Consider the following 22,898-nt stretch of genomic DNA (forward strand, 5'->3'; position numbering starts at 1 on the left):
GGCGGCCCCGGGGCCGCCGACCACGGCGATCCCGACCTTGGAGGAGTTCGCCCGCCTGGCTGGGCAACACATGTCGGCGATGGCTCACCGCTACGTCATGTCGGCCGCCGGCTCGGGTAAGACCGCGTCCTGCAACGAGCAGCGCTGGGCCGGTCTCACCATCGCGCCTCGCGTCGGCGTGGACGTCCGCAGCATCGACCTCAGGACCGAGCTGCTCGGTCGCCGCTTGCCGCATCCGATCCTGCTCGGTCCGACGGGTAGCCACCGGCTGGTGCACCCCGACGGGGAGGAAGCGAGCGTACTCGGTGCCGGGATGGCCGGGGCGACGTATGTGGCCAGCTCCTACACCACCACGCCGCTAGGCGACATCGCGGCCGCCGCCACCGGGCCGTGGTGGCATCAGATCAACCCTGCCCCAGACGCGCGGTACATGGCCGCGGTGCTCGACGAAGCCACCGCGCTCGGCGCGGAAGCACTGGTCATCACCTTGGACACCCCGGTCGCGGGGATGCGCACCGGCCAGGGATGGGACGGTGTCACGCTTCCCGACGGCCTCGAGTTCGGCGTCTTGAAGAACCTGCCGGGCGGCCTCGTGCCCGTAACCGACCCCGAGATGATCTACCGCCCGGCGCTCGATGCCGCGATGACGTGGGAGCGACTCACCGCGCTGTGCACGGAGCTGGGCCTCCCGCTGATGGTGAAAGGCATCCTGCGGCCCGACGACGCCGAGCGGGCGATCGCTGCTGGTGTGGCCGGGGTCATCGTGTCCAACCACGGAGGGCGCAACCTCGACTCGTTGCCGGCCACCGCCGATGCCCTCCCGAGGGTCGCCCGCCGGGTCGATGGCCGGGTGCCGGTGCTCGTCGACGGTGGCATCCGGTCCGGCGGCGACGTCCTCAAGGCCCTTGCCCTCGGTGCCGACGCGGTGCTGATCGGCCGCCCCTACCTGTGGGGCCTCTCCGTCGCAGGGGCGGAGGGCGTACGGCAGGTGGTCACCCGGCTCCGGGTGGAGCTGGAGATGGCTATGGCCCTGAGCGGTCTGCGCACAATCGCGGAGATCAACCATGACGCCCTGTGGGACTGACGCTCTGGTACCCGTACTTGGCCTCGGGCTCGCTGCCTGTGCCCGAGGTGATCAACGAGAGCGTGACCTACCGCAATAACCGCACCAGCGGTGTCCTACCGGCAGTGCCTGCCCGCTCGTCGTGCCTGAGATCGAGGACGGTCTTCACCTCGCCGCCGGTTGCCTCCCCGCCCCACCTCAGCCCGGTCGTTCGCATCCGTGACGCCCTCAGGCCCGACGACTGCGGCGAGGACGAGCTGATCTGACGGCCGACGGCACGCGGCGACCGCGCCGGACACGACGTTCGCCATCACACGCGGGAGGCGAACAGCTCCGCCAGGTGCATGGTGGGCACGCCAGCGAGGTCGTCGACCTGGACCCGGCAGGACATCCCATCCGCGAGCACGACGGCGTCGGGGTTGGCTCGGACGGTCGGCAGCAGGTGCGTCTCCGCGACTGCCACCGAGACCTCGTAGTGGCCCTGCTCGACGCCGAAGTTCCCGGCCAGGCCGCAGCAGCCCGGCACCCTCGTGACCTTGGCGCCGGCCTTCGTCAGCAGCGCCTCGTCGGCGGTCCACCCGAGCACCGCGTGCTGGTGGCAGTGCGGCTGGGCGACGACGTCGACCCCGCTCAGGTCGGGCAGCGGGAGGTCCAGCTTCGTCACCAGCTCGGCGAAGGTGAGCAGCCCCTCAGCCACGGGCTTCGCCACTGACGGGTCGCCGAGCTCCAGCGAGTCCGAGCGCAGCGTGGCCGTGCAGGACGGCTCCAGGCCGAGCACCGGCACACCGCTGGCGACGTAGCGGGCGAGCGTACGCACGGTGCGGTCCATGATTCGCCGAGCCTGATCTAGCTGGCCGGTGGTGATCCAGGTGAGGCCGCAGCAGGCCTTGTCACCGATCACGTGCACGGTCAGGCCGTGCGCCTCGAGGAAGCGGATCGCGCTGTGGCCGGACTGCGCGAAGAAGTGGTCGGTGAACGAGTCCGCCCAGATCCACACGTCGGGGGCGGCTTCAGGTGCGACCGACCTACGCCGGGAGGACAACGTCGCCGTTTTCGCGGAGCTCTTGAGGGCCTTCTTCGCCAACGTCGGGATCGAGCGACGCTGATCGATGCCGGCGGCGTTCTTGGCGAGCTTCGCGATCGGCTTCCACCTCATCAACGCGTTGGCCAGCGGCGCCATCGGACCCACGAGCCGCGCCCACATCGGCAGCTTGCCAAGGACGAAGTGGGAGCGCGGCCGACGCTGCTTTCCCCCGCCAGGGGCGTCGTGCTTCTGGTAGAGCGCCTCCGATTTGTACGTCGCCATGTCGACGCCGCTCGGGCAGTCGGTCGAGCAGCCCTTGCACGCCAGGCAGAGGTCGAGCGCCTCCGCCACTGCCTCGTCGCCAAGCCCGTCGACCAGCCCGCCGTCGAGGGCCTCCTGCAGCACCCGTGCGCGACCGCGGGTGGAGTCTTTCTCCTGCCGGGTAGCGAGGTAGGAGGGGCACATGACGCCGCCGGTCTTCGGGGCGACGCACTTGCCGACGCCCGTGCAGCGGTGGACCGCTGCGCCGAGGTCACCGTCGTCGTGGATCAGGTTGAGGCCACGCCGCCGGGGCAACGTGACCGGCCGGACCGGACGCAGGTCGTCGGTGATCGCCGCGGGCTCGACGATGTTGCCCGGGTTCATCAGGTTTTCCGGGTCGCAGATCTCCTTTGCAGCCCGAAACAGCGCGAGCGAGTCGGCGTCGTACATGATCGAAAGCAGCTCGGAGCGGACCCGGCCGTCGCCGTGCTCACCGGACAGCGAGCCGCCGTACTCGCTAAGTTTCACCGCGCACGCCGCCATGAAGTCGCGGAACACCTGGGCGCTGCCCGGGTCGCCGGATGCGAACGGGAAGTCGATGCGGCAGTGGATGCAGCCGTCACCGAAGTGGCCGTACGGGTAGCCCCGCAGCCCGTGGCCGCGCAGGAGCTCGTCGAAGTCGCGCAGCCAGGCGCCGAGGTTCGCCGGCGGGACCGCGGAGTCCTCCCAACCCGAGTACGCCGGGGTCGGCAGCGAGCGGCCCGCCAGGCCGGCGCCGTCCTCGCGGATCCGCCACAGCGCCGCGGCCTCGGCCGCGTCGGCCACCACTCGGGTGTCGAGCGCCCCACCAGCGCGCCGCAGCGACTCGGCGAGCGCCGGTGCGTCCGCCCCGGCGACCTCGGCGAACAGCCAGCCACCACCGCGCGGGAGCTCCGGGATCGGCTTGCCCTGAGCCCGGACCAGCTCGACGATGCGCGCGTCCATGCCCTCGCACGCGATCAGCCTGCCAGGTGCCGCAGCCAGCAGGGCCGGGACCGCGTCGGCGGCCTCGAGCATCGAGGCATAGCCCAGCACCAGGAGCAGCCGGCCCGGCTCGTCCTCCACCAGGCGTACGGTCGCCTCCAGGACGGTGCCCAGCGTGCCTTCGCTGCCCACCAGGAAGCGCTCGACCCGGCGGCCGTTCTCGGGCAGCAGGTGCTCGAGGCTGTAGCCGCTCACCTGGCGCCCGAACCGGCCAAAGGTGGTCCGGATGTGGGCGAGGTGGTTGTCGGCCAGCGCCGCCAGCCGGCTGGCGGTGGTCGATGAAGGCCGAAGGCGTGTCTCGAAATCACCGGCGGCGAAGCTCCCGGTCTCGCCGTTGCCGAAGAGCACCGTGAGCGCCTGGACGTTGTCGGCGGTGCGTCCGTAGCCCAGCGCGCGCGAGCCGCAGGCGTTGTTGCCGATCATCCCGCCGATGGTGCAGCGAGAGTGGGTGGAAGGGTCCGGACCGAAGCGGAGGCCGTACGGCGCAGCCGCACGCTGCAGATCGGCGTGGACGACCCCGGGGCCGACGGTGGCGTTCCGGGACTCCGGATCGACGTGGATCCGGCGCAGGTCACGTGTGTCGACCACGATTCCGGGGCCGATCGCGTTGCCCGCGATCGAGGTCCCGGCACCGCGCATCGTCAGCGGCACGCCGAGCTCACGGGAGACCTCGTGGACCGCGTGGAGCTCGCTGGTGTGCTGGGCGCGGACGACGACCTGTGGGATGACCCGGTACAGGCTGGCGTCGGAGGAGTACAGCGCCCGGCCGAGCGTGGAGTCGTCGACCTGCTCGACGCCCCGCCGGCGCAGCTCCGCGGCGACATTGCGCGCCGTGTCGACCGGTGCCTGACTCATTCGTCCTCCCACGGGCGGTACTGCCCGATCGTCATCCATTCACGCCATCCAGGAAGCGCGACCGGTAATCCCGCGAGCAGTTGCCCACCAGGAGCCCGGCACTTCTGCGGTGGCCCGTGGTTTAAACGCCCCAGCGAAACCTCGTCGCGCGTGCGCTGCCCGCCATGCCCGGGCCATGGCGGCCGGCGGTGTCAGTCCCCACGAAGCCGACCGTCCCTGGATCAAACCGAGAAGTCGACCCCTTGGGCCAGCGGCAGCTCGCCGGAGTAGTTGATCGTGTTGGTGGCCCGGCGCATGTAGGCCCGCCAGGCGTCGGAGCCGGACTCGCGGCCACCGCCGGTCTCCTTCTCCCCTCCGAACGCACCACCGATCTCCGCTCCGGAGGTGCCGATGTTGACGTTGACGATGCCGCAGTCGGACCCCTCGGCGGAGACGAAGAGCTCGGCCTCGGCCTGGTCGCGGGTGAAGATCGAGGACGACAGGCCCTGCGGGACGTCGTTGTTGAGGGTGATCGCCTCCTGGATGTCGTCGTAGGTCATGACGTAAAGCAGCGGCGCGAAAGTCTCGGCCCGCACGATGCTGGTCTGGCCCGGCATAGTGACGATCGCTGGCTTGACGTAGTACGCGTCAGGTGCGACATCGGTGAGGACCCGCTCTCCTCCGGCCACGGTCTTACCTCCCTCGGTCTCCGCCTGCCTCAGCGCCGCAGCCATGGCGTCGTACGCCTGCCCGTGGACGAGGGGGCCGACCAGGGTGCCGTCGGCCATCGGGTTGCCGATCGGCAGCCGACCATACGCCTCAACCAGCCGCTCGGTGAGTTCCTGTGCCACCGAGGTGTGCGCGATGACGCGGCGCATGGTGGTGCAGCGCTGGCCGGCGGTACCGGCGGCGGCGAAGACGACACCGCGCAGTGTCAGGTCGAGGTCGGCCGACGGCGCCACGATGGCAGCGTTGTTGCCGCCAAGCTCGAGCAACGAACGCCCGAACCTGTTGGCGACCCGTGGGCCGACCGCCTTGCCCATCCGGGTGGAACCGGTGGCGCTAACCAGGGCCACACCAGGATGGTCGACGAGCGCCTCGCCGATCTCGGGGCCACCGACGACGACCTGCGAGACATCGGCGGGAGCACCGCATTCCTTCAGCGCCCGATCGAGCAGCGCGGCGGAGGCCCATGCGCAAAGCGGCGCCTGCTCGGACGGCTTCCAGATCACGGTGTCGCCGCAGACCAGGGCGATCGCGGTGTTCCAGGACCAGACCGCGACTGGGAAGTTGAACGCGCTGATCACGCCGACCACGCCGATCGGGTGCCAGGTCTCCATCAGCCGGTGACCGGGCCGCTCCGACACTGAGGTGCGGCCGTAGAGCTGGCGCGAGAGGCCGAGGGCGAAGTCGCAGATGTCGATCATCTCCTGGACCTCCCCGAGCGCCTCGGAGGTGATCTTGCCTACCTCGAGGCTGACGAGGGTGGCCAGGTCAGACTTGTGCTCGGTCAGCAGCTCTCCGAATCGCTTGATGACAGCGCCGCGTGCCGGGGCCGGGACCTTGCGCCACTCGAGGTAGGCGGCGTGGGCACGGGCCACCGCGTCGCCCACCGCAGAGGTCTCGCACCAACCGACGCCGCCGAGGTCGCCTCCATTGACGGGTGAACGATGGGCCTGGTCACCCGTGATCGTGGCGGTGTCGACGCCGCAGGCTTTCGCGGCCCGCAGGGCCTGGGCTCCCAGGACCTCGGCGGTGGGGATGCCGGTACGGGACATGGTGGGGATCAGCTCCTTGTAGCGTTGAATCAGCGGTAAGTGGTGGCGTGCGTCAGGCAATGTCGAGTTCCGGCCTGGCCCTCAACCTGCTGAACCGGTTCGGTGTCCATCGCATTCGCCTCGACGATTGGTTCGCGGTCCAGGCAGAGGTCACGGAGGACCTCTCCGATCGCGGGGACCATCATCAAGCCATGGCCGGAAAACCCGCAGATGTGGACCAATCCGGAATCGACCGTGAGCGGCCGATAAGTGCCACGTCCTTCTCGGCGGAGGCGAGGTCCGCCGTTGTCGGCAGGGACGAGATAGCCGACGGTACTGACCCCCATGACACCGCCCCCGTTGACGACGACGTCAGCAGACGCAGTCAGAGTACGGGTTTGCTTCATGCCACCATCCTGTCGTCGTGCCCGGACGTTCGGAAGAGTTAGCAGACGAAAGATCGTGAGGCTCCCTTAAGCATTGCTTACCCTGGGTTCACAAGGGGATATGCTGTGATCGGCGATCTGCGCTGACGGATGTGCTTAGGTTTTCTCATGCTCAATCCCCTTCAGCTGCAAACGCTGCAGACAGTCCTGCGTACAGGCTCGTTCGCGGACGCCGCGAGGGAGCTTGGTTACACCGGGTCGGCCGTCTCGCAGCAGATCTCCGCGCTGGAGCGCGCCACTCGAACCCAGCTTTTCGAGCGCGGGGCGCACGGAGTCAGCCCAACCGCCATGGCGGTTTTCGTGGCTGAGCAAGCCAACCAGGTGCTCGGCCAGCTGCGTACGCTCGAGGACAACATCGTCCTGCGCCAGAGTGGCGTCATCGGACAGATCCGCGTCGGGTGCTTCCCCACCGCCGCCGAGCGGCTGCTCCCCGCTGCGCTCTCCCGTTTCCGCCACACCCATCCTGGCGTGGCGGTGCACCTCGACGAGGGTGAGCCAGTTGAGCTGTTCGACCTGTTGGAGGCACGCGAGCTCGACGTCGCTGTCATATACAGGTACGGCACGGTGCCCCACCGCCTTCCCAGGGAGTTCGACACCGAGCTGCTGATCCACGAAGGGCTCTACCTGCTCCTGCCCGATACCCATCCGCGGCTCGAAAGCGGCGAGACGATCAGGCTCGAAGATCTCCGTGACGACTCATGGATCACCTCCCGAGTCGGCACGGCCGGAGCCTCGGCTTTGCGCAGGCTCTGTGCCCGAGCGGACTTCGACCCCGCCATCGCGCACCGCAGCAACAATTACGGCGTGATCCACGGCCTGGTCGGTGTCGGGCTGGGTATCGCGGTCGTGCCGGAGCTCGGTCTCCGGCAGACCGACGGTGTCCGCTGTCTGCGGGTAGACGGCGAGCACGCCTACCGGGAGGTGTTGGCGCTGCGCTCCCGCGCGCTTCCGGACGGCGCCTGGAAGGGCGTGCTCGCCGCGCTAGGCAGCGCGACAGCGGCACTCGGGTCACCCAGTCACACCGAGCAAGTCGTGCTCGTGCCCGGTGAGCTGACGAACCCGTGACCCCCTGCTGACCACCGCTGGCCGGTCTTGCCTCCCCGGGGCGACCGGCTCGGTGTCATCCGCCGAGTAACTCCAGGGCGGCCCTCAACGAGGTCCGGCTCTCGGCGGCGTACAGGTCCTCCGGGACGTTGACCGGGCGACCGATCTGTTCCGACATCCAGGCGATGTCACGTTCGGCGCCGCCTTGGGCGGAGTCCATGCTGCCGCTGCGGGACAGGTTGGAGGCGAAGATCCTCGCCGCGGAGCGCGGGAGGAAGTCCTCGTAGACGATCGGGTCAGGCGCCAGCCATCCACCGGCGACGAGCTCGACCGGGGTCGCGTCCGCGGGCGGCGGCACGGCGGGGCGATCGTCGGTGACTCGATAGGTGAAGTACGCCAGTCCCCGATCGTGCAGCTCTCGCTCACTGTCCGGCATGTGGTCGGCCCAGTGCTCCTGGTCGGCCATGGCGGCGTCGTAGAGGTCCCGACCGGCCCGCGTGAGCGCGATCCCGCGGGCCTCAACTTCACCGAACCGCACCCGCATCGTGCCCGCGACGACCGAGCCGTCGGCCTCCCGGTACTTGCGTGGCTCCGCGAGTGCCCGGAAGGAGGTCTGACGGAGCAGAACGTCCGGACCGTCCCAGCGGGGCGGCCCCTGGATCTTGTCGATCATCTCAATCCCGCGAGCCTCCATGCTGACGTAGAGGTCGTCGATGTCGAGCACCCGCGGGGTGAGGTGGTTGATGTGCGTGGAAGTGACCCCGCCGATGTCCGCGGCGACTCCGGAGACCCGTTCCAGCTCGTCGTACCAGGTGCGGTCCACCGGCTGGTCGGAGAGCGCGAAGGAGCTGGTGGCAAGGTCGAGAAAGCGTTCGGCTTCGGCCTCATCCATGCCGGCGTCGGCCTCGGCCTGGTCGGCCAGCTCCAGCAGCTCGGGAGCGAAGAGCCGGCGACAGGCAATGAACTCCTTCAGCCGCCGCTCGAGATCGGCGTCGAAGAAGCGCCGGTCCTCCGGCACCAGCATGCTGGTGAAGACCCGGAAGGGATTCGCGGCCAGCTCTTCCCGCTCGATGGGCCGGAACGCGGTGGAGATCACCGGGATGGGCTGGGGGTGGGCGTCACGCAGGTCGTAGAAGCCGGTGGGTCTCATTCCGAGGGCGCCGAAGATGCTGGCCAACTGGGCGAGCTCAGTCGCGCTCCCGACCCGGATGGCGCCGTGGCGCTCCGCAGTCACCCGAGCGATCGAGCCCAGCCGCTCGGCATCGGTACCGTCCCGCTCCAGGACGCGCCCGTTCACCTCGTGGGCGACCTCGAGCAGCGTCTTATAGGCCGGCACCTCGGCGCCGTAGAGGGCGGAGAGCCGGGCTGCGAACCGGGCTCGCAGGGTGGTCGAGTTGACGAAGGTCATCACTTCTCCTCCGGAAGTCGGCCACGCAGTCGCATGGCCGCTCGTACACGCTCCTGAGCCAGCGTCTGGGCCGCCGCGTGCGAGGTGACCTGCCGACGCCGTGACTCCTCGAGGACGGTCACCACGTTGGCGCGGATCTTGGTCGAGATCATGGGGAAGACCGCAGACGGGTCGACAGTGAACGGGGAGTACCTCGCATCCATCGAGTGGGCAGCGGCGACGATCCCGCCTGCATTGGCGATGAAGTCGGGGACCACCGGTACGCCCCGAGCGTGCAGCACCTCACGGGCCGCCGGCGTGATCGGCAGGTTGGCGCCCTCCACAATGAGCTTCACCCCCGTCTTGATGGCCAGGTCCTTGTCGATCACGTCCTCGAGGGCGGCCGGGACGAGGATGTCGGCGTCCACGGTGAGCACCGCCTCGGCAGCCTCGACCGGGGTCCCGTAGTGCTGGACGCAGGCGTCACCGTGCTCCTCCCTGAGGCTGAGCAGCCGGGCGCAGTCGAGGCCCTCCGGGGCGAGGACGGCACCCTGCGCCGTGGCCACCGCAACGATGGCCGCGCCGAGCTCGACCAGCCGCTCGACAGCGGCGAACCCGACTGCCCCGAAGCCCTGGACAGCCACCCGGGCGCCTGCCAGCGGCAACCCGATGGCCTGGCCAGCGGCGTCGACGGCCTCGGCCACGCCGAAGCCGGTGACACCGAGTTCGTCGTACGGAAGCCCTCCCAGGGCACGGGGCATCCCGACCGCGGCACCGATGTCGCCGAGCTCGTCAGCGAGGATCGCGGCGTCCCTCTCGGTAAGTCCCATGTCGAGCCCGAAGACGTACTCGTTCGGGACCTCGTTCTTGAGTGCCCGGGCGAAAGCCCGCAGGATTCCCTCCTTGCCGGGGCTGTTCGGGTCGCCGAGGACGCCGGCCTTTGCGCCGCCGTGGAACAGGTCCACCGCCGCCCACTTCCACGTCATCGTGCGCGCCAGCCGGGCAACCTCGCGGATGGAAAGCGCCGCACTCATCCGGGTGCCGCCCTTGCCCATGCCGCGGGCCGAGTTGTCGATGACCAGGACGCCTTTCATGCCCGTACGCCGGTCGGAGACGCACACGACCTTCTCGGGACCCCACTCGTCGATGAGATCGAAGGTATCGTTCAGCAAGTTCGTCGCTCCAAGGATCAGGATGGTGAGATCCATCCTGGGGCCGCGGATCTGGAGTCCGCCAGGTCGCCAGGCCTCGTCTCTTGCGAGGCAGGGCAAGCAGAATTTGTGCTCGGCTCGCCGCTGTGGTCAGGCGCCACATCCCAGCGAACGCGACGTTCTCCCCGGACACCAAGGCAACTCCCTTGCCCGCGGCCACCCAGGTCAGCGACATCGGTGTGCTTCGTGCTTGGCGGGTGGTGATCGGGGCGAAACCGGCGGTGGCGCAGCCGCTGCGCATCGCAGCGACAGGCCTGGGCCGATGGACGGTTCGAAGGCCAGGAACGGCTCGTCGGACAGTTCCGCCAATTCGATCCCGGAGGGAACACCCTCGCAAGAGCGCGGTCCAGTCGACCGAGCACCACCGCGAGCTCCGCGCGCAATACTTCCCCCGCCGGGGTCAGCTCGACCCGGTGAGAACTCCGTTTCAGCAGCCGAATGCCGATCACCTTTTCCAGCGCCCGCACGTGCCGAGTCACCGGGGGCTGCGTCGTCTGTAATCGGCGGGCCGCGCGCCCGAAGTGCTGCAGGTCCTGGGCGACCGCCGAAAGGCCCGCAGCTGCTGAACAGTCGGATCTCCGGGGCCTGCATCCTGATCGTGCCAGAGCGCACCCGCCGGCCGAGATGCGCTGCGCGAGACCTCGCCAATCGAACGGCGACGCGTAGCGGCCTCGGCCGAGACCGATGCCGCGCTGAGGACCGGGCCATAACCTCCGTGGTAATGCGGAGGCTCATGATCAAGACGGCGCCCTCGCTCCGGCACCGCGAAAACATGCGCGGACTTTCCGGCGATTCAAAAATTCCCGCAGTGCAGAATTCCCGCCGGGAAACCCCGCGATCGGCGACGGCGTTGCAGAACGGCGAAATACCATTGCCATGAACGAATTTCTTGGCAGTTCGCCGGTAACATGCGGTGAATGGTCAACATCACGCAGCTGTGCGCTTTGTGCGAAGTCGTCAGGGAAGGTTCCTTCGCCGCGGCTGGAAGACGTCTCGGCTACACCGCGTCGGCGGTCTCGCAGCAGATCGCCGGCCTGGAGCGGGCCGCGGGGGTGACGTTGTTCGAGCGGGAGGCGCACGCCATCCGCGCGACCACCGCCGCCCGGTACCTCGCTGCTCAGGGTAGGGAACTCCTGATGCGGCTGGACGAATTCGATGCCCAGCTATCCCGGCTGGCCGACGGCGCGCACGGTCGTCTGCGGCTGGGCAGCTTTCCCACCGCCAACTCGAAGATCATCCCGCGGGTGCTGGCCAGCGTGATCACCGCGTATCCGGACGCGGATGTGGAGCTCGACGAGGGCAACACCAGGCATCTCCTCGCCGGGGTCGTCGAAGGACACATCGACATCGCCGTCGTCCACGTCTACGCATTGGTACCGGAGAATTGGCCATCAGGGCTCACCGGTGTCGAGCTTATGACCGAGGATCTGCTCCTGGTGATGCCCGCCTCGCACCCGCGCGCTGGTGCCGAAGACTTCCGGCTTGAGGACCTGCAGCATGACCGCTGGATCTCCAGCCAGGACGAGACGGCTTCGGCCAGGTGCCTGCGCCGGATCTGCGCGGCACACGGATTCATCCCGGCCGTCGCTTTCCGCAGCGACGACTACGACGTCGTGCAGGGCCTCGTGCGGGGTGGTGCTGGCGTGGCGATCGTTCCGGAAATGGGATACACCTCCCAAGACGGCGTCCACAGCATGCGGCTGCGGCAGTGGGCTCCCGGGCGGCGGATCCTCGCGTTGCATCGCTCAACGAACTCCAATCCGCTACTGCCGAAGGGCATCGAAGCGCTGCGTGACGCGTGCACCCGGTAGGGCGTGTCCAGGCCAAGGCAACCTTGGGGTACCGGTAACAAGACCTCGGGCTCGTTGCCATTGCTTACGCGGCCATCGCGACCCTAGTGTTCTCCCATCGATTGACACCTCCGGTCGAAACCAATCGACATTCCGGCCGCAAAGCGGAACGTCGGAATTCGCGCGCTGGACGCTGCGCGACTCGATTTTCCTTTCAAGAGAAAGGATTGTTCCTTGAGTGACCTGGCGGCTTATCACCGGATGCGCGCGAATCATCGATGGGTGGTTCCGCGGCAGTACAACGTCGCGCGCGACGTCTGCGACAAACATCCGCCGGAGAAATTGGCCATGATCTGGACTGACGGCGAAGGTCCGGACAGGCGGGTGCGCTGGGGTGAGTTGCAGGATCTCAGCTCACGGTTCGCGAGCTACTACAGCGCGCGGGGAGTCCGTCATGGGGACCGGGTAGGCGTGTTGTCGCCGACGACGGCCGAAAGCGCGGCTGCTCTGCTCGGGGTGCTGAAGATCGGTGCGATCGGGATGCCGATGTCGACCCTGTGGAGCGACGATTCACTGCGCTACCGGATCACGGACGCGGACGCCCGGTTGCTCGTCATCGACTCGGCGACCGCCGCCAGAGGCATCACCGACGCGGTAGTTGAGACTCTGTTGCTCGACGAGCGCGGCCTGGCCGCGGTTCGCGCGTGCCCCACGCACACGGACACGACGGACACGCTGGCCGATGATCCGGCACTTCTGTACTACACCTCCGGCTCCACCGGCCGCCCCAAGGGTGTGCTCGCGCCGCACCGCAGCCTCATCGGCCACAACGAGTTCGAGTACTGCCAGGACCTGCGCGACGGCGAGCTGTCCTACTGGATGGGCGATTGGGCGTGGGGTGTCTACAAGATCCTGGGCCCTTGGCGCTACGGGGCGGTCAACGTCGTCTACGCCACCGGCCGCAGATTCGACGCGGCGGGACTGCTCGGCGTGCTGTCCCGGCTGGGCGTCAGCAACGTGTTCCTCAACCCGACCGGGCTGCGGATCATGATGAACGCGGTCCCCGATGCCGGTATTCGGTTCCCGCAGAAGTTCCGGGTCGTGTGCGCGGCGAACGAACCGCTCGGGAAAGCGGAGTCCGCCTGGTTCGCCGAGCAGTTCGGCGTGCCGGTGCTGGAGAACTACGGGATGACCGAGGCGTACCCGATGATCGGGAACTTTCCCGATATACCGCGGAAAGAGGGCTCGATGGGTCTCCCGGTGCCCGGCTGGGACGTCGCGATCCTGGACGAGGACGAACAGCCTGTGCCCTCGGGTGAGTCCGGGGAGATCTGCCTGCGTGCCCGCAGCAATCCGCAGTACCCGCTGGGCTACTGGGGGCGTGCTGCGGAGACCAGCAAGGATTTCGGCGGCACCTGGTTTCACACCAAGGACATCGCATGGGCCGACCCCGACGGCTACGTCTTCTACGTCGGCCGCAAGGACGACGTCATCAAGTCGGCCGGTTACCGGATCAGCCCGTTCGAGATCGAGGAAGCCTGCAGCCGGCATCCGGCCGTGGCCGAGGCGGGCGTCATCGGCATTGCGGACACGGCACGTGGCCACCGGGTGAAAGCGTTCGTCGTCCTTTGCCCAGGCTATGAACCGTCACTGGAACTCGCCGAGAACATCAAGCGGTTCGTCAAGAAAGGCCACTCCGCGTTCGGTTACCCGAAGCTCGTCGAATTCGTCCGCGAGCTGCCGCGCGGACAGTCGGGAAAGCTCGGCCGCGCTCAGCTCAGATCGTGGCCCGCCGGATGCGAGTACTGAGCCAAGGAAGGCCAAAGATGACCACGTTAACGCAGGAATCGACGACCACCGAGCTGGCGGAACTCCGGTTCTCCTCGGCGCTGTCCACGACCTTTTTCAGCAGGATGTTCTCCGCACTTACCGCGATGACGTTCCGGGAGAAGGGCGAGGCAGCCGCCAACAAGTTGTGGTTCGAAGTGCTCACGAACCACCAGGGCGACCGGTACGCGGAAGGACTCCGAAAGCTCGGTATCCACGACGACCCACCCGCCGTCGCCGCGGCGAAGTACCACTACTTCACCAACATCATCGGCGGACTGGACATGGAGTACGTCGAGGAATCGCCCAAGAAGGTGTGGATCCGCTACCGAGCGCCGATGTGGATGTACGCGGGTGTCGCGATGATCGCCATGCCCGCCTCGGTGCGCCGCACGGTATTCAGCTCGTGGCACCCACGCAACGGCAAGTACATGAACTGCCCGCGACTCGGCTACGTCGGCACGAAGTTCTCCATGGAGGGCGACCCCTACGACGAAGGCTACTTCATCGAATACGACCACGACATCGACCAATCGCAGACGATGCGATACGAGGTGGCGCTGCGCACCCCCGAGTTCCATCCCGCTGCCGCGCCGAAGCTCGATCCGGTGCGGTGGCCGGAGCAACGAATACTCAAGGCACGCCCCAAGTTCTCCTCCGGGTACGTCCAGGCGACGGTCGACTCCCTCTACGGGACCTACGGCGAGTTCGCCGCCCACCAGATCGTCGCCTCGGCGTCCCGTCTGCTCGCGGTCCAGCTCACGCCGGAGCTCGCCGCCACGGCCTGTGTTTCCGGCAAGTCGGTGGCAGACATAACCACGTTCCACGAAAGGCTCCTCGCTGCGGCCCGAAGGGACGTCAGCGTCACGAAGGTCGACGAGCACACCTACCGACTGGAGATGGGCTCCTACCCCCCGTTCGACGAGTCGTACCCGCAGGGGCTCCGGCAGGCGTTCTTCGAGTTCCACAGCGCAGCCACGCGAATGCTCAACGGCCACGTCGAGATCACCCGCACCGCGCACGGCGGCGGCGAGACCTGGCAGCTCACCGACACCGGCAGATGGCTGTGGTGACGCCATGAACGCCAACGCAGCAACGACTTCGACGAACACCGCCTTCGACACCCCGCAGGGCCGCCGGATGGCGATGCGTGCGCTCGCGGGCGTGTCCGCCGGCAACTTCGTGGAGTGGTACGACTTCGCGATCTACGCCTACTCCTCGACAGTGATCGCCAAGCTCTTCTTCCCGCAGGGCAACGACGCCGCCGCACTGCTGGGCACCTTGGCGGTCTTCGGGCTGACCTTCGTCACCCGGCCCGCGGGTGGCCTCTTCTTCGGCCGCCTTGGCGACCGGATCGGCAGGCGCAACACGTTGGTCGTGATCCTCACGCTGATGGGCGCCAGCACGACCCTCATGGGAGTGCTACCCACCTACCACGAAATTGGTATCGCGGCGCCGATCCTGCTGACGGTGTTGCGGCTGTGCCAGGGTTTCTCGGCCGGCGGCGAGTCCTCCGGCGGCGCGACGTTCCTCAGTGAGTACGCGCCGCGCGATAGGCGTGGGACCTGGAGCGGCCTATCGAACAGCACACAGACCATTCCCTTCGCGGTGGCCGCGCTGCTGATCCTCGTCCTCAACACGTGGATGGGTGACGCTGCCTACGCGGGCTGGGGCTGGCGAGTGCCCTTCCTCGTCGCGGCACCCTTCGCGCTGGTCGGGCTGTTCCTGCGGATGCGGCTAGACGACACCCCGGTGTTCCGGTCACTGGAGAGGACCAAGAAGGTCGCGCACGCGCCGCTGAGGGAGGTGCTAATCGGCTACCGGCGCGAAATGCTGGTACTGGTCGGGATCGCCTCGCTCAACGCCGTCGCCTTCTATACCGTCTCCAGCTACTTCACCACTTACCTGCAGAGCGTTATCCATTTGAACGCAACGACGTCGCTCGCGTCGAACAGTCTGGCCCTGCTGGCCTACAGCGTGTTCATCCCGCTGGCCGGGATGCTGGGCGACCGGTCCGGCAGAAAACGGGTGATCTTCGGCGGTGCGATCGCGCTCGCGGCGCTCGCGGTTCCCGGATACCTCATCGCCGGCAGTGGTGGGCTGGCCCTGGCCATCGTCGGTCAGTTACTCATCACGCTGCCCCTGACGGCGGTGGCCTCGGTCGTCGCGGTGGCGCAGGCGGAGCTGTTCCCGGCCGCAGTCCGTTACACCGGCGCCGCTGTCGGCTACAACATCGCATACGCGATTTTCGGCGGCACGGCACCGTTGGTCGGCCAGTACCTCGTGCTGCTGACCGGCAACAAGCTGGCGCCCGCGTTCTTCCTCATCGCGCTGGCGCTGCTGGCGCTCATCCCGATCCGGGCACTGCCGGAGACCTCCCGCATCTCCATGCTCCGTGCCGACAACACCAGTTTCACTTCCAAGGAAAGGATTGACCGATGAGCGGCGAGATCCTGGTCGAGACTCACGACGGCGTGGCCGTGATCACTCTGAACCGGCCCGCAGCGCTCAACGCCTGGACCATGCGGATGCAGGACCAGGTGCGGGAGCAGGTGGTCACGGTGGCGGCCGACGACACCGTGCGCGGCATCGTCTTCACCGGTGCGGGCGAACAGGCGTTCTGCGCCGGACAGGACCTGGCCGAGACCGCCGAGTTCGATCCCGAGGACATCCAGGGGTGGCTGGCGAACTTCCGCGCCCTCTACGAATCCGTGCTGGATGTCGACAAACCGGTAGTCGCCGCGATCAACGGGGTCGCGGCCGGATCGGGCTACCAGTTCACGTTGCTCTGCGACGTACGGGTAGCCCACCCCGAAGTCAAAATGGGACAGACCGAGGTCAGTTCCGGAATCCCCAGCATCACCGGCATGTTTCTCACCGAACGGGCGGTCGGCACATCGCGGATGCTGGAGCTGATGCTCAGCGCCCGGCTGATGGAGATCGACGAGCTGCGGTCCGTGGGGCTCGTCCACCACGTGGTGCCCCGCGAGGACGTGCTGGACAAGGCGATCAAGGTGGTGCACGAGATCGCGGCGCTGCCGACGGTCGCGGTCGCGCTCACCAAGGAGCGCTACCGGCAGAATCTGCTGCCGGGGCTGCGCGAGGCCTACACCGCGGCGGCCTCGATCGACCGACGTGCCTGGGCATCCGGGCAGCCGCAGCAGGTGATGCGTGAGTTCTTCGAAAGCAGGAAGGCGAGGAAGGCCGCGGCGAACGGGAGCGCCCGGTCGTGACCGTCGAACTCACCGGGCAGCACCTTGCCGTGCTTACCGGTCCCACGGTTCCGGAGCTGCTGGCCGCTGCCGCGGTCGAGCGTGGCGACGAGCCCTACGCCGATTGTGCAGGGGAACGGGTCACCTTCGGTGATCTTGCCCGGACCGTCGAGGAGGCCCAGCGAGGGCTCGCTGCGCTGGGCGTCCGCCCCGGCGACCGGGTGGCGGTGATGCTGCCCAACCATCTGGAACACGTGGTGCTCGTGCACGCGCTGGTGTGCATGCGAGCGGTATGGGTGCCCGTCAACACCCGGCTCCGCGGTGAGCCCCTGGCCCATGTGCTGACCGACAGCGATCCGAGCATGCTCATCGCCGACCCGGCTTATGCCGACCAGCTTCCCAGCGATGCCATGGCCCGCGTCGTCGAGTACACGCCGGGGACGCATCCACCGTGGCGACGCGGCGGGACGACCGTGCCGCCGTCCCAGCCGCACGGCGACGATGTCGTCAGCATCATGTACACCTCGGGCACGACGGGACCGGCCAAGGGAGTGCAGGTCACCGATCGGATGCTGCGAGCCGCGGCGTTGGGAGCGGCGGAGGTCAGCGCACCGCAGGAGGGCGACGTGTTCTTCCTGTGGGAGCCGCTATGCCACGTTGGCGGCGCGCAGGTGCTGTTGCTGCCGCTGCTGCGGCCGGTGCGGCTGGCGCTTGTCGAGCGATTCAGTGCGTCGGCTTTCTGGTCGCAGGTCTCGGACACGGGCGCGACGCACATTCACCACCTCGGCGGAATCCTGCCGATACTGCTGTCCCGCCCGCACGGGGCCGCCGAACACGACAACGGTGTGCGCGTCTCATGGGGTGGCGGCATAACGAGTGCGGCGTGGCGAGAGGCGGAGACGCGATTCGGCCTGCACATCCGAGAGTGCTACGGGATGACGGAGGCGTCCAGCATCTCGACGGCAAACGTCTCCGGCCTCGGCAGTGGCATCGGCCAGGCCTTGCCGTGGTTCGACGTCGAGGTGCACGACGAGCACGGCAGGCCGGTTCCCGACGGCGAGACCGGCGAAATCGTGCTGCGCCCGCTGGTCGAGGGCCTCGTGACACCAGGCTATTTCCGCAACGACGAGGCCACCACCCGGTCCCACCGCGGCCCGTGGTGGCGGACCGGCGACCGCGGCCGATTCACCGGCGGAGCACTGCACTTCATCGGCAGGCTGACCGACTCTTTGCGGCACCGGGGTGAAAACGTCTCAGCCTGGGAAGTCGAAGCGATCGTCAACACACATCCGGCGATTACCGAGAGCGCCGTAATCGGCGTGCCCGCCCAGGAAGGCGACGAGGACATCAAAGTGTTCCTCACCGTCACCGACCCAACCGCATTCGACCCGGCGAAGTTCGTCGCCTGGTGCGAGCAACGCCTCGCCCGATTCCAGGTGCCACGCTACGTCGCCGTAGTGGACGATTTCCCGAAGACGCCGAGCCAGCGCATCCAGAAATCGCTGCTGTCGCGGGAGACCAACGACTCCTTCGACACCCGAAGCGCGTAAACCGCCACCAAGCCTGGCATGGACGCCGCAACGCTGTTCGCTGCCGATGTGACCTCGCGGCTTGAGGCGATGTTTCTGGGGTCTGCGATGGACGCAAGACGCTTTCCAAACCGCCATCGCTACTGCGGCGGCGGCGCAGCTGCTTGGCACTGTCACCACCCACGCCGCGTGGGCGTGCGGCGCGGGATCGGCATACGGCGGGGGCGGCGCCGGACCGACCCGGTTGCTGGCCGAACTCGGCGTGTTCGTGGTCGGGCACGCCGTCGAACTGGACCTTCTCCCGGTCCCCGGCCAAAGTCGATCATGACGAGCTTGACCGGGCCTTATCCGGCTGGACGATGCAGGAGCCCGCTGAGGCGGTCGCTGTCGACGGCAAGACGATGCGGGCCACGACCACATCGGTTGCCGTCGATGTGACCGCGGGCGCACAGAATCGCCTCGCCGAGACCGGTGCGCGCGGGCCTCCCGCAGGCGTTCGGTGTAGGGCTTGGTGTCAGTGAAATCGAGCGGATCGCTGTCGGCCAAAGAAAAGTCCAGCTGCTCCGCCGAGTCCGTGTCCAGCAGCAGGCCGATCCGCTGCCGCGCGGTCAGCGGCGAGTGCCTGCCGCGTTCCGGCCACACCTGGTGGGCACGCGCGAACCGCTTGCGATACCGCATGGTCGAGCAGCCCGGGCACACCAGCCAGGAGAGTCCGCAGCGGATGGCGAGGGGTTGACGACGATGGATTTAGTTATGATTCCTCCCTGCGCCGGACTCCGGGGGTAGGGGGACGTACGAACGGGCACTGGCGGGCAGCCGGGCCCCGGCGAGGCGCAGTTGCGTCACCCGGCTAACGAACGCGGCACCACGCATGACATGGGTGGCCAGCTCCGCCGCGCGGCGATTCTCGACGGCGGCCAGGTAGGTTCCGCCGACCCAGTTGTTGAATGCACCCATCGCGGGACCACACCAGATCTGGTAGTCGGCCACCCGCCCCTGGGCGCCGGAAATGCTCCAGCCCGAGGACAGTCCCAGGTACCACCGGAAGATCAACGCCATCCGTCGCTTCGGGTTGTCCTGGGCCCGGCTGATCTGCTCGGGGTCGCGCTCCTGAAAGAACCTGACGCAGTCCCGCCACACGTCCTCCAGCGGTCGCTGGAAGATCCGCTCCTCCATGCTGGCGCGCTCGGCGGCGGGAATCGACTCGATCCCGTCGTTGGCCCGGTAGACGTCGTAGAGGCGCCTCGCTTTGGTGGCGAACATCGTGCCGCGCTTGAGAACCTGCACTTCGACGCCCATTTCGAACATATCGGCCGAGGGCGCCATATCGCAGTCGGTCGCGCCCGCCCCGGCCAGCAGCCGCTTGGTTTCCCACGACTGCGCCGCCTCCACCGTGGCTTGGTTGATCGAGCCGGTCACCACGTAGGCGGCGCCCAGGGCGAACGCGGCGGCTGCCGCCTGCGGGGTGCCGATGCCCCCGGCCGCCCCGACCCGGACCTGCTGCCCGTAGCCGAGTTCACGCTGCACGCGGTCGCGCACCGCGATGATCTCCGGGAGAAGCACGACCAGCGGCCGGCGGTCGGTGTGGCCGCCGGAGTCCGCTTCGGCGGTGACATCGTCGGCCACGGGGCTCTGGCGCGACCAATCGGCCTGGTCGGCCGTGATCGCTCCCGAGGCGAGGAGTTCCCGCACCATGGCCTCCGGTGCGGGGCGCAGGAACTTCTCGGCGACCTCCGTGCGGGAGACTTTAGCGATGACCTTGTTGTTCGCAACGACCTTCCCGCCGGCCTCGCGGGTCAGGCCCGCCAGCCGGTACCGCACGATCTGCGGCGTCAGGTCGAGGAACGCCGACGCTTCGATGGTGCGGACCTCGTGCTTGAGGCAGAGGTCCACCGTCGACCGTTCCATCGCCGGCTCGTTCGGGCTGTGAATGAGGTTGCACGCGAAGGGGATGCCCCGCAGGCGGGCGCGAATGTGCGCGAGGTCCTCGTCGACCCGCTGTGCGACGACCCCGGCCGCACCGTAAGAGGCGAGGAAACCCTGCTCGGCCAAGGCGATCACCATCTTCGCCGAGGCGATCCCGTTGGCCATCGAGCCCGCCATGTAAGGCTGCCGGACACCGTGGGCGGTGAGGAACCGTTTGTCCCCCAGCGCCGAGGGGGGCAGCGGGGGCACGGCGGCGAGCACCTGGGTGCCCGGCGCATGCTCGGCGCTGCCCGCGGCCGCGATGCCGTGGGCGTCTCTGACCAGGTAGAACGGCCGGTCGAGGTTCAGCAGGTGCGCGTGGACCGAAGCCGCGTCGCGCCCGACCTCAGGTACCACGCCGGTCGGCGTCACCATGGCTGTGCTCCTTCTTCGCGCAGTTCGACCGCGATGTCGGTGAGTTCATAGATCCGCAGGCCCGGCTTCCACATGCTGGCGTCGCCGGTCACCCGCACGCGGCCCGGCCCGCGGCGGACGTCTTTGATGTGCACTTCGAGGGTGGCCTCACCGTCGGTGGGCAGGAACTGGCCGCGGTACTTCCAGGTGGACGGCGCACCGACCGGGAGAATGAATCCCGGATCTGACATTCCCTCACCCAGTCCCGCGTCCAGCAGCCATTCCTGCATGGCCTGGATGACCGTCTCGACGCCCAGCGAACCGGGAATCACCGGGTCGCGTGGGAAGTGCCGGGCGAAGAACCAGTCGTCCGGGTCAATCCGGCGGACCGCGCGGAGATAGCCCTTCCCGTAGTTCCCGCCCTCGTCGACGACCTGGACTTCATCCAGCAACGCGAGGTGGTCGCGAGCGCACAGCGGGGCGGACGGGTCGGCGCGGCGGGCAGCCACGTCGATCGTGCGGGTAGCCGGGCACGGTTGCTGCGCCTCCAGCCAAGTCGGCACGTTCCGGCCCGCGTCCAGGCCGGTCTGGTTAGCCATGGCCTCTTCGCTGAAGTAGCCGAACAGAGTCTCGCCCGTGTAGAACGGCTCGCCGTCCACGAGCATCGTGTAAGAGACACTCTGCAGCGACGCGCCGTTGTTGAGCGTGGTCGACTGCAGCTTGGACTGCTGGCGGATTGTCTTGTCCCGCAGATCGACCTCACGCAGCACGGTTGCGGTTCCGCCGAGGTTGCGGAGGCTGAGGGCCCTTTCCGGATCGGACAATGTCGGCCCGAGGAAGTACCCGATCGACAACGCCGACTGCAGCGATGTCTCCATGTAGACCGTGTTCGGCATGGAAGCGTTGGCGGTGTCGGCGTAATACCAGGAATCGGCGGGCGAGTCGTACTCGGTCTCATAACTCGCGCCGTCGAGCTTGCCACGCCTGCCGTCCATTGACACCAGCCGGTCCACCATCGTCAGTCCCCGGTCGGGCACCCGGGTCGCCCTGCGGTCGGAGTAGTGCTCGAACTCCGGGCCGAAGGCGATCCCGTGGCTGCCGCGGGCGAAGTGCGCGATGTGGAACTCGCTGATCATCGTCTGCTCACCGGCCGCGGAGTATCTCCCAAGGAACGCGGGGAGGATGCCACCGCGAGCCGGCCCGATCGGGACGCCGGGTTTCTCCACGAGTGCCAGGGAAAGACCGAGGACCCGCCCGGCCACCGCGCCGCCGCAGCGGACTTCCACATTGGCGCGGACGTGCGGCCGGGGAACGAGATCGACGTCGGTGACGTCGAGCCGGATCTCCGCGGAGCGCAGCGGACCGGGCCGGGCGATTTCGACCTCTCTGCGTGCCGGCTCACCACTGCCGTCGCCGGGCACGAAGGTCGCGTCCGCGAGGCAGAGGTGCAAACCCAGATACAGCACGAAGATCTCGGCCACCTGACCGGCCGCCGCGAGCAGCGACTCGGGCGTGCCGTCGAGCGGCCCCGCCGATGCGACCACGTGGCCACGTCCGCTGCTTCCGCCGCGCAGCTCGATCTGGGTGACCTCGCCCAGCAGCAACGTCGCTCCTGCCGCAAGCTTCACCGACGGGTTGCAGCCGGGTTGGAGGTAGCCCAGGCCGAAAACCCCGGCCATGTCTCCTTCGGTCAGCCGGCCGAGATCGTCCCGGCGAAGCCGCGTCTTCTCGCTCCGGGCCAGCGGCTTGAAGCGGGCTTCGGTCGTCACGAACGGCACGCCCCGCACCGACGGCGGGACGCCGATCGGACGGATGTGCCCGTCGACGACCTCGAAGAACCGTGCCCCGGAGGCGGGTGCTGGCTCCGGCGCCGCGAGCGCCACGCCGCACTGGCTGAGAGTCCTGGCCTGCAACAGCACCTGCGCGTGCAGAGCACTCCGGTGTGCGTTGGCGACTGCGCTGCGCATTTCCCGCGCCACGGCGGCGATGTGGCTGGTTCCCGCAGTCTGGTCGGCTGCCGGTGGCGGCTGCGTCACCGGAACCTGCCTTGCCACCGATGTCCGCTGCAGAGCCGGCTGCGCCCCGCCAGGCGGCTCCCCGATGGCCCCGGCGAAGGGGTTGAAGGGCTCTCCGTCGAAGCCCAGCTCCTCCAGTTCGTCGTTCATCGCTGC

The 22,898-nt window shown here is 68.3% G+C and carries 17 protein-coding genes; 9 read left to right on the forward strand and 8 right to left on the reverse strand.

Features of this window, described 5'->3' with window-relative positions:
* Positions 1-1,084 (forward strand): alpha-hydroxy acid oxidase (locus ACWDKQ_RS20015; protein WP_450140247.1); only part of this gene is annotated, 1,084 nt, incomplete at its 5' end.
* Entirely contained in the window at positions 1,075-1,329 is a 255-nt protein-coding gene (locus tag ACWDKQ_RS20020) for a hypothetical protein (RefSeq protein ID WP_450140248.1), read from the forward strand. The genes ACWDKQ_RS20015 and ACWDKQ_RS20020, both read left to right, overlap by 10 nt.
* A 44-nt stretch (positions 1,330-1,373) precedes the next feature.
* Here ACWDKQ_RS20020 and ACWDKQ_RS20025 read toward each other — a convergent pair whose 3' ends face one another.
* The 3 genes from ACWDKQ_RS20025 to ACWDKQ_RS20035 all read right to left on the reverse strand — a co-directional run bounded on the left by ACWDKQ_RS20025 (position 1,374) and on the right by ACWDKQ_RS20035 (position 6,369).
* Positions 1,374-4,226 (reverse strand): FAD-binding and (Fe-S)-binding domain-containing protein, encoded by a 2,853-nt coding sequence (locus tag ACWDKQ_RS20025; RefSeq protein ID WP_450140249.1) that lies wholly within the window; start codon positions 4,224-4,226, stop codon positions 1,374-1,376.
* Between the two features lie 221 nt (positions 4,227-4,447).
* Positions 4,448-5,983 (reverse strand): L-piperidine-6-carboxylate dehydrogenase, encoded by a 1,536-nt coding sequence (amaB, locus tag ACWDKQ_RS20030; protein WP_450140250.1) that lies wholly within the window; start codon positions 5,981-5,983, stop codon positions 4,448-4,450.
* Between the two features lie 29 nt (positions 5,984-6,012).
* A complete protein-coding gene (locus ACWDKQ_RS20035; protein WP_450140251.1) occupies positions 6,013-6,369 on the reverse strand; it encodes a hypothetical protein in 357 nt (118 codons plus the stop codon).
* 147 nt (positions 6,370-6,516) lie between these two features.
* Here ACWDKQ_RS20035 and ACWDKQ_RS20040 point away from each other — a divergent pair, with 147 nt between their 5' ends.
* Complete coding sequence (locus ACWDKQ_RS20040) at positions 6,517-7,473, forward strand: LysR family transcriptional regulator (RefSeq protein WP_450140252.1); 957 nt, start codon at positions 6,517-6,519, stop codon at positions 7,471-7,473.
* Positions 7,474-7,528: 55 nt separating this feature from the next.
* Here the strand turns inward: ACWDKQ_RS20040 and hglS are convergent, their stop codons facing one another.
* From hglS to ACWDKQ_RS20055, 3 genes are read right to left on the reverse strand one after another with little or no spacing between them, the layout of a single operon-like run.
* A complete protein-coding gene (gene hglS, locus ACWDKQ_RS20045; protein WP_450140253.1) occupies positions 7,529-8,860 on the reverse strand; it encodes a 2-oxoadipate dioxygenase/decarboxylase in 1,332 nt (443 codons plus the stop codon).
* Positions 8,860-10,011, reverse strand: coding sequence for a Glu/Leu/Phe/Val family dehydrogenase (locus ACWDKQ_RS20050; protein ID WP_450140254.1), 1,152 nt, complete (start codon positions 10,009-10,011; stop codon positions 8,860-8,862). The genes hglS and ACWDKQ_RS20050 overlap by 1 nt, the downstream gene beginning before the upstream one ends.
* A 17-nt stretch (positions 10,012-10,028) precedes the next feature.
* Positions 10,029-10,736: a LysR family transcriptional regulator gene (locus ACWDKQ_RS20055; RefSeq protein WP_450140272.1), complete on the reverse strand. Its 708-nt coding sequence runs from the start codon at positions 10,734-10,736 to the stop codon at positions 10,029-10,031.
* A gap of 231 nt (positions 10,737-10,967) precedes the next feature.
* Between ACWDKQ_RS20055 and ACWDKQ_RS20060 the strand changes: the two genes are divergently transcribed.
* From ACWDKQ_RS20060 to ACWDKQ_RS20085, 6 genes are all read left to right on the forward strand, one after another.
* Positions 10,968-11,861: a LysR family transcriptional regulator gene (locus ACWDKQ_RS20060; protein WP_450140255.1), complete on the forward strand. Its 894-nt coding sequence runs from the start codon at positions 10,968-10,970 to the stop codon at positions 11,859-11,861.
* A gap of 213 nt (positions 11,862-12,074) precedes the next feature.
* Entirely contained in the window at positions 12,075-13,649 is a 1,575-nt protein-coding gene (locus ACWDKQ_RS20065; RefSeq protein WP_450140256.1) for an acyl-CoA synthetase, read from the forward strand.
* Between the two features lie 17 nt (positions 13,650-13,666).
* Entirely contained in the window at positions 13,667-14,740 is a 1,074-nt protein-coding gene (locus ACWDKQ_RS20070; protein ID WP_450140257.1) for a hypothetical protein, read from the forward strand.
* Positions 14,741-14,744: 4 nt separating this feature from the next.
* Positions 14,745-16,109, forward strand: coding sequence for an MFS transporter (locus ACWDKQ_RS20075; protein WP_450140258.1), 1,365 nt, complete (start codon positions 14,745-14,747; stop codon positions 16,107-16,109).
* Positions 16,106-16,900, forward strand: a complete 795-nt coding sequence (locus tag ACWDKQ_RS20080; RefSeq protein ID WP_450140259.1) for an enoyl-CoA hydratase/isomerase family protein — start codon at positions 16,106-16,108, stop codon at positions 16,898-16,900. Before ACWDKQ_RS20075 ends, ACWDKQ_RS20080 begins: the two co-directional genes overlap by 4 nt.
* Positions 16,897-18,429 (forward strand): AMP-binding protein, encoded by a 1,533-nt coding sequence (locus tag ACWDKQ_RS20085; protein ID WP_450140260.1) that lies wholly within the window; start codon positions 16,897-16,899, stop codon positions 18,427-18,429. Before ACWDKQ_RS20080 ends, ACWDKQ_RS20085 begins: the two co-directional genes overlap by 4 nt.
* 726 nt (positions 18,430-19,155) lie before the next feature.
* Here ACWDKQ_RS20085 and ACWDKQ_RS20090 read toward each other — a convergent pair.
* Both ACWDKQ_RS20090 and ACWDKQ_RS20095 read right to left on the reverse strand, forming a co-directional pair.
* Positions 19,156-20,748: a PfaD family polyunsaturated fatty acid/polyketide biosynthesis protein gene (locus ACWDKQ_RS20090; RefSeq protein WP_450140261.1), complete on the reverse strand. Its 1,593-nt coding sequence runs from the start codon at positions 20,746-20,748 to the stop codon at positions 19,156-19,158.
* On the reverse strand, positions 20,742-22,892 hold the full coding sequence (locus ACWDKQ_RS20095; RefSeq protein WP_450140262.1) for a beta-hydroxydecanoyl-ACP dehydratase: 2,151 nt from the start codon (positions 22,890-22,892) through the stop codon (positions 20,742-20,744). Before ACWDKQ_RS20095 ends, ACWDKQ_RS20090 begins: the two co-directional genes overlap by 7 nt.
* Between the last annotated feature and the right edge of the window lie 6 nt (positions 22,893-22,898).

The sequence above is a fragment of the Saccharopolyspora sp. NPDC000995 genome (genome assembly GCF_053599315.1).

Coding starts and splice junctions, on each gene's coding strand:
- ACWDKQ_RS20080 (WP_450140259.1), top strand. CDS start 16,106: ATGAGCGGCGAGATCCTGGTCGAGACTCACGACGGCGTGGCCGTGATC.
- hglS (WP_450140253.1), bottom strand. CDS start 8,860: ATGACCTTCGTCAACTCGACCACCCTGCGAGCCCGGTTCGCAGCCCGG.
- ACWDKQ_RS20035 (WP_450140251.1), bottom strand. CDS start 6,369: ATGAAGCAAACCCGTACTCTGACTGCGTCTGCTGACGTCGTCGTCAAC.
- ACWDKQ_RS20025 (WP_450140249.1), bottom strand. CDS start 4,226: ATGAGTCAGGCACCGGTCGACACGGCGCGCAATGTCGCCGCGGAGCTG.
- ACWDKQ_RS20070 (WP_450140257.1), top strand. CDS start 13,667: ATGACCACGTTAACGCAGGAATCGACGACCACCGAGCTGGCGGAACTC.
- amaB (WP_450140250.1), bottom strand. CDS start 5,983: ATGTCCCGTACCGGCATCCCCACCGCCGAGGTCCTGGGAGCCCAGGCC.
- ACWDKQ_RS20040 (WP_450140252.1), top strand. CDS start 6,517: ATGCTCAATCCCCTTCAGCTGCAAACGCTGCAGACAGTCCTGCGTACA.
- ACWDKQ_RS20090 (WP_450140261.1), bottom strand. CDS start 20,748: ATGGTGACGCCGACCGGCGTGGTACCTGAGGTCGGGCGCGACGCGGCT.
- ACWDKQ_RS20075 (WP_450140258.1), top strand. CDS start 14,745: ATGAACGCCAACGCAGCAACGACTTCGACGAACACCGCCTTCGACACC.
- ACWDKQ_RS20095 (WP_450140262.1), bottom strand. CDS start 22,892: ATGAACGACGAACTGGAGGAGCTGGGCTTCGACGGAGAGCCCTTCAAC.
- ACWDKQ_RS20060 (WP_450140255.1), top strand. CDS start 10,968: ATGGTCAACATCACGCAGCTGTGCGCTTTGTGCGAAGTCGTCAGGGAA.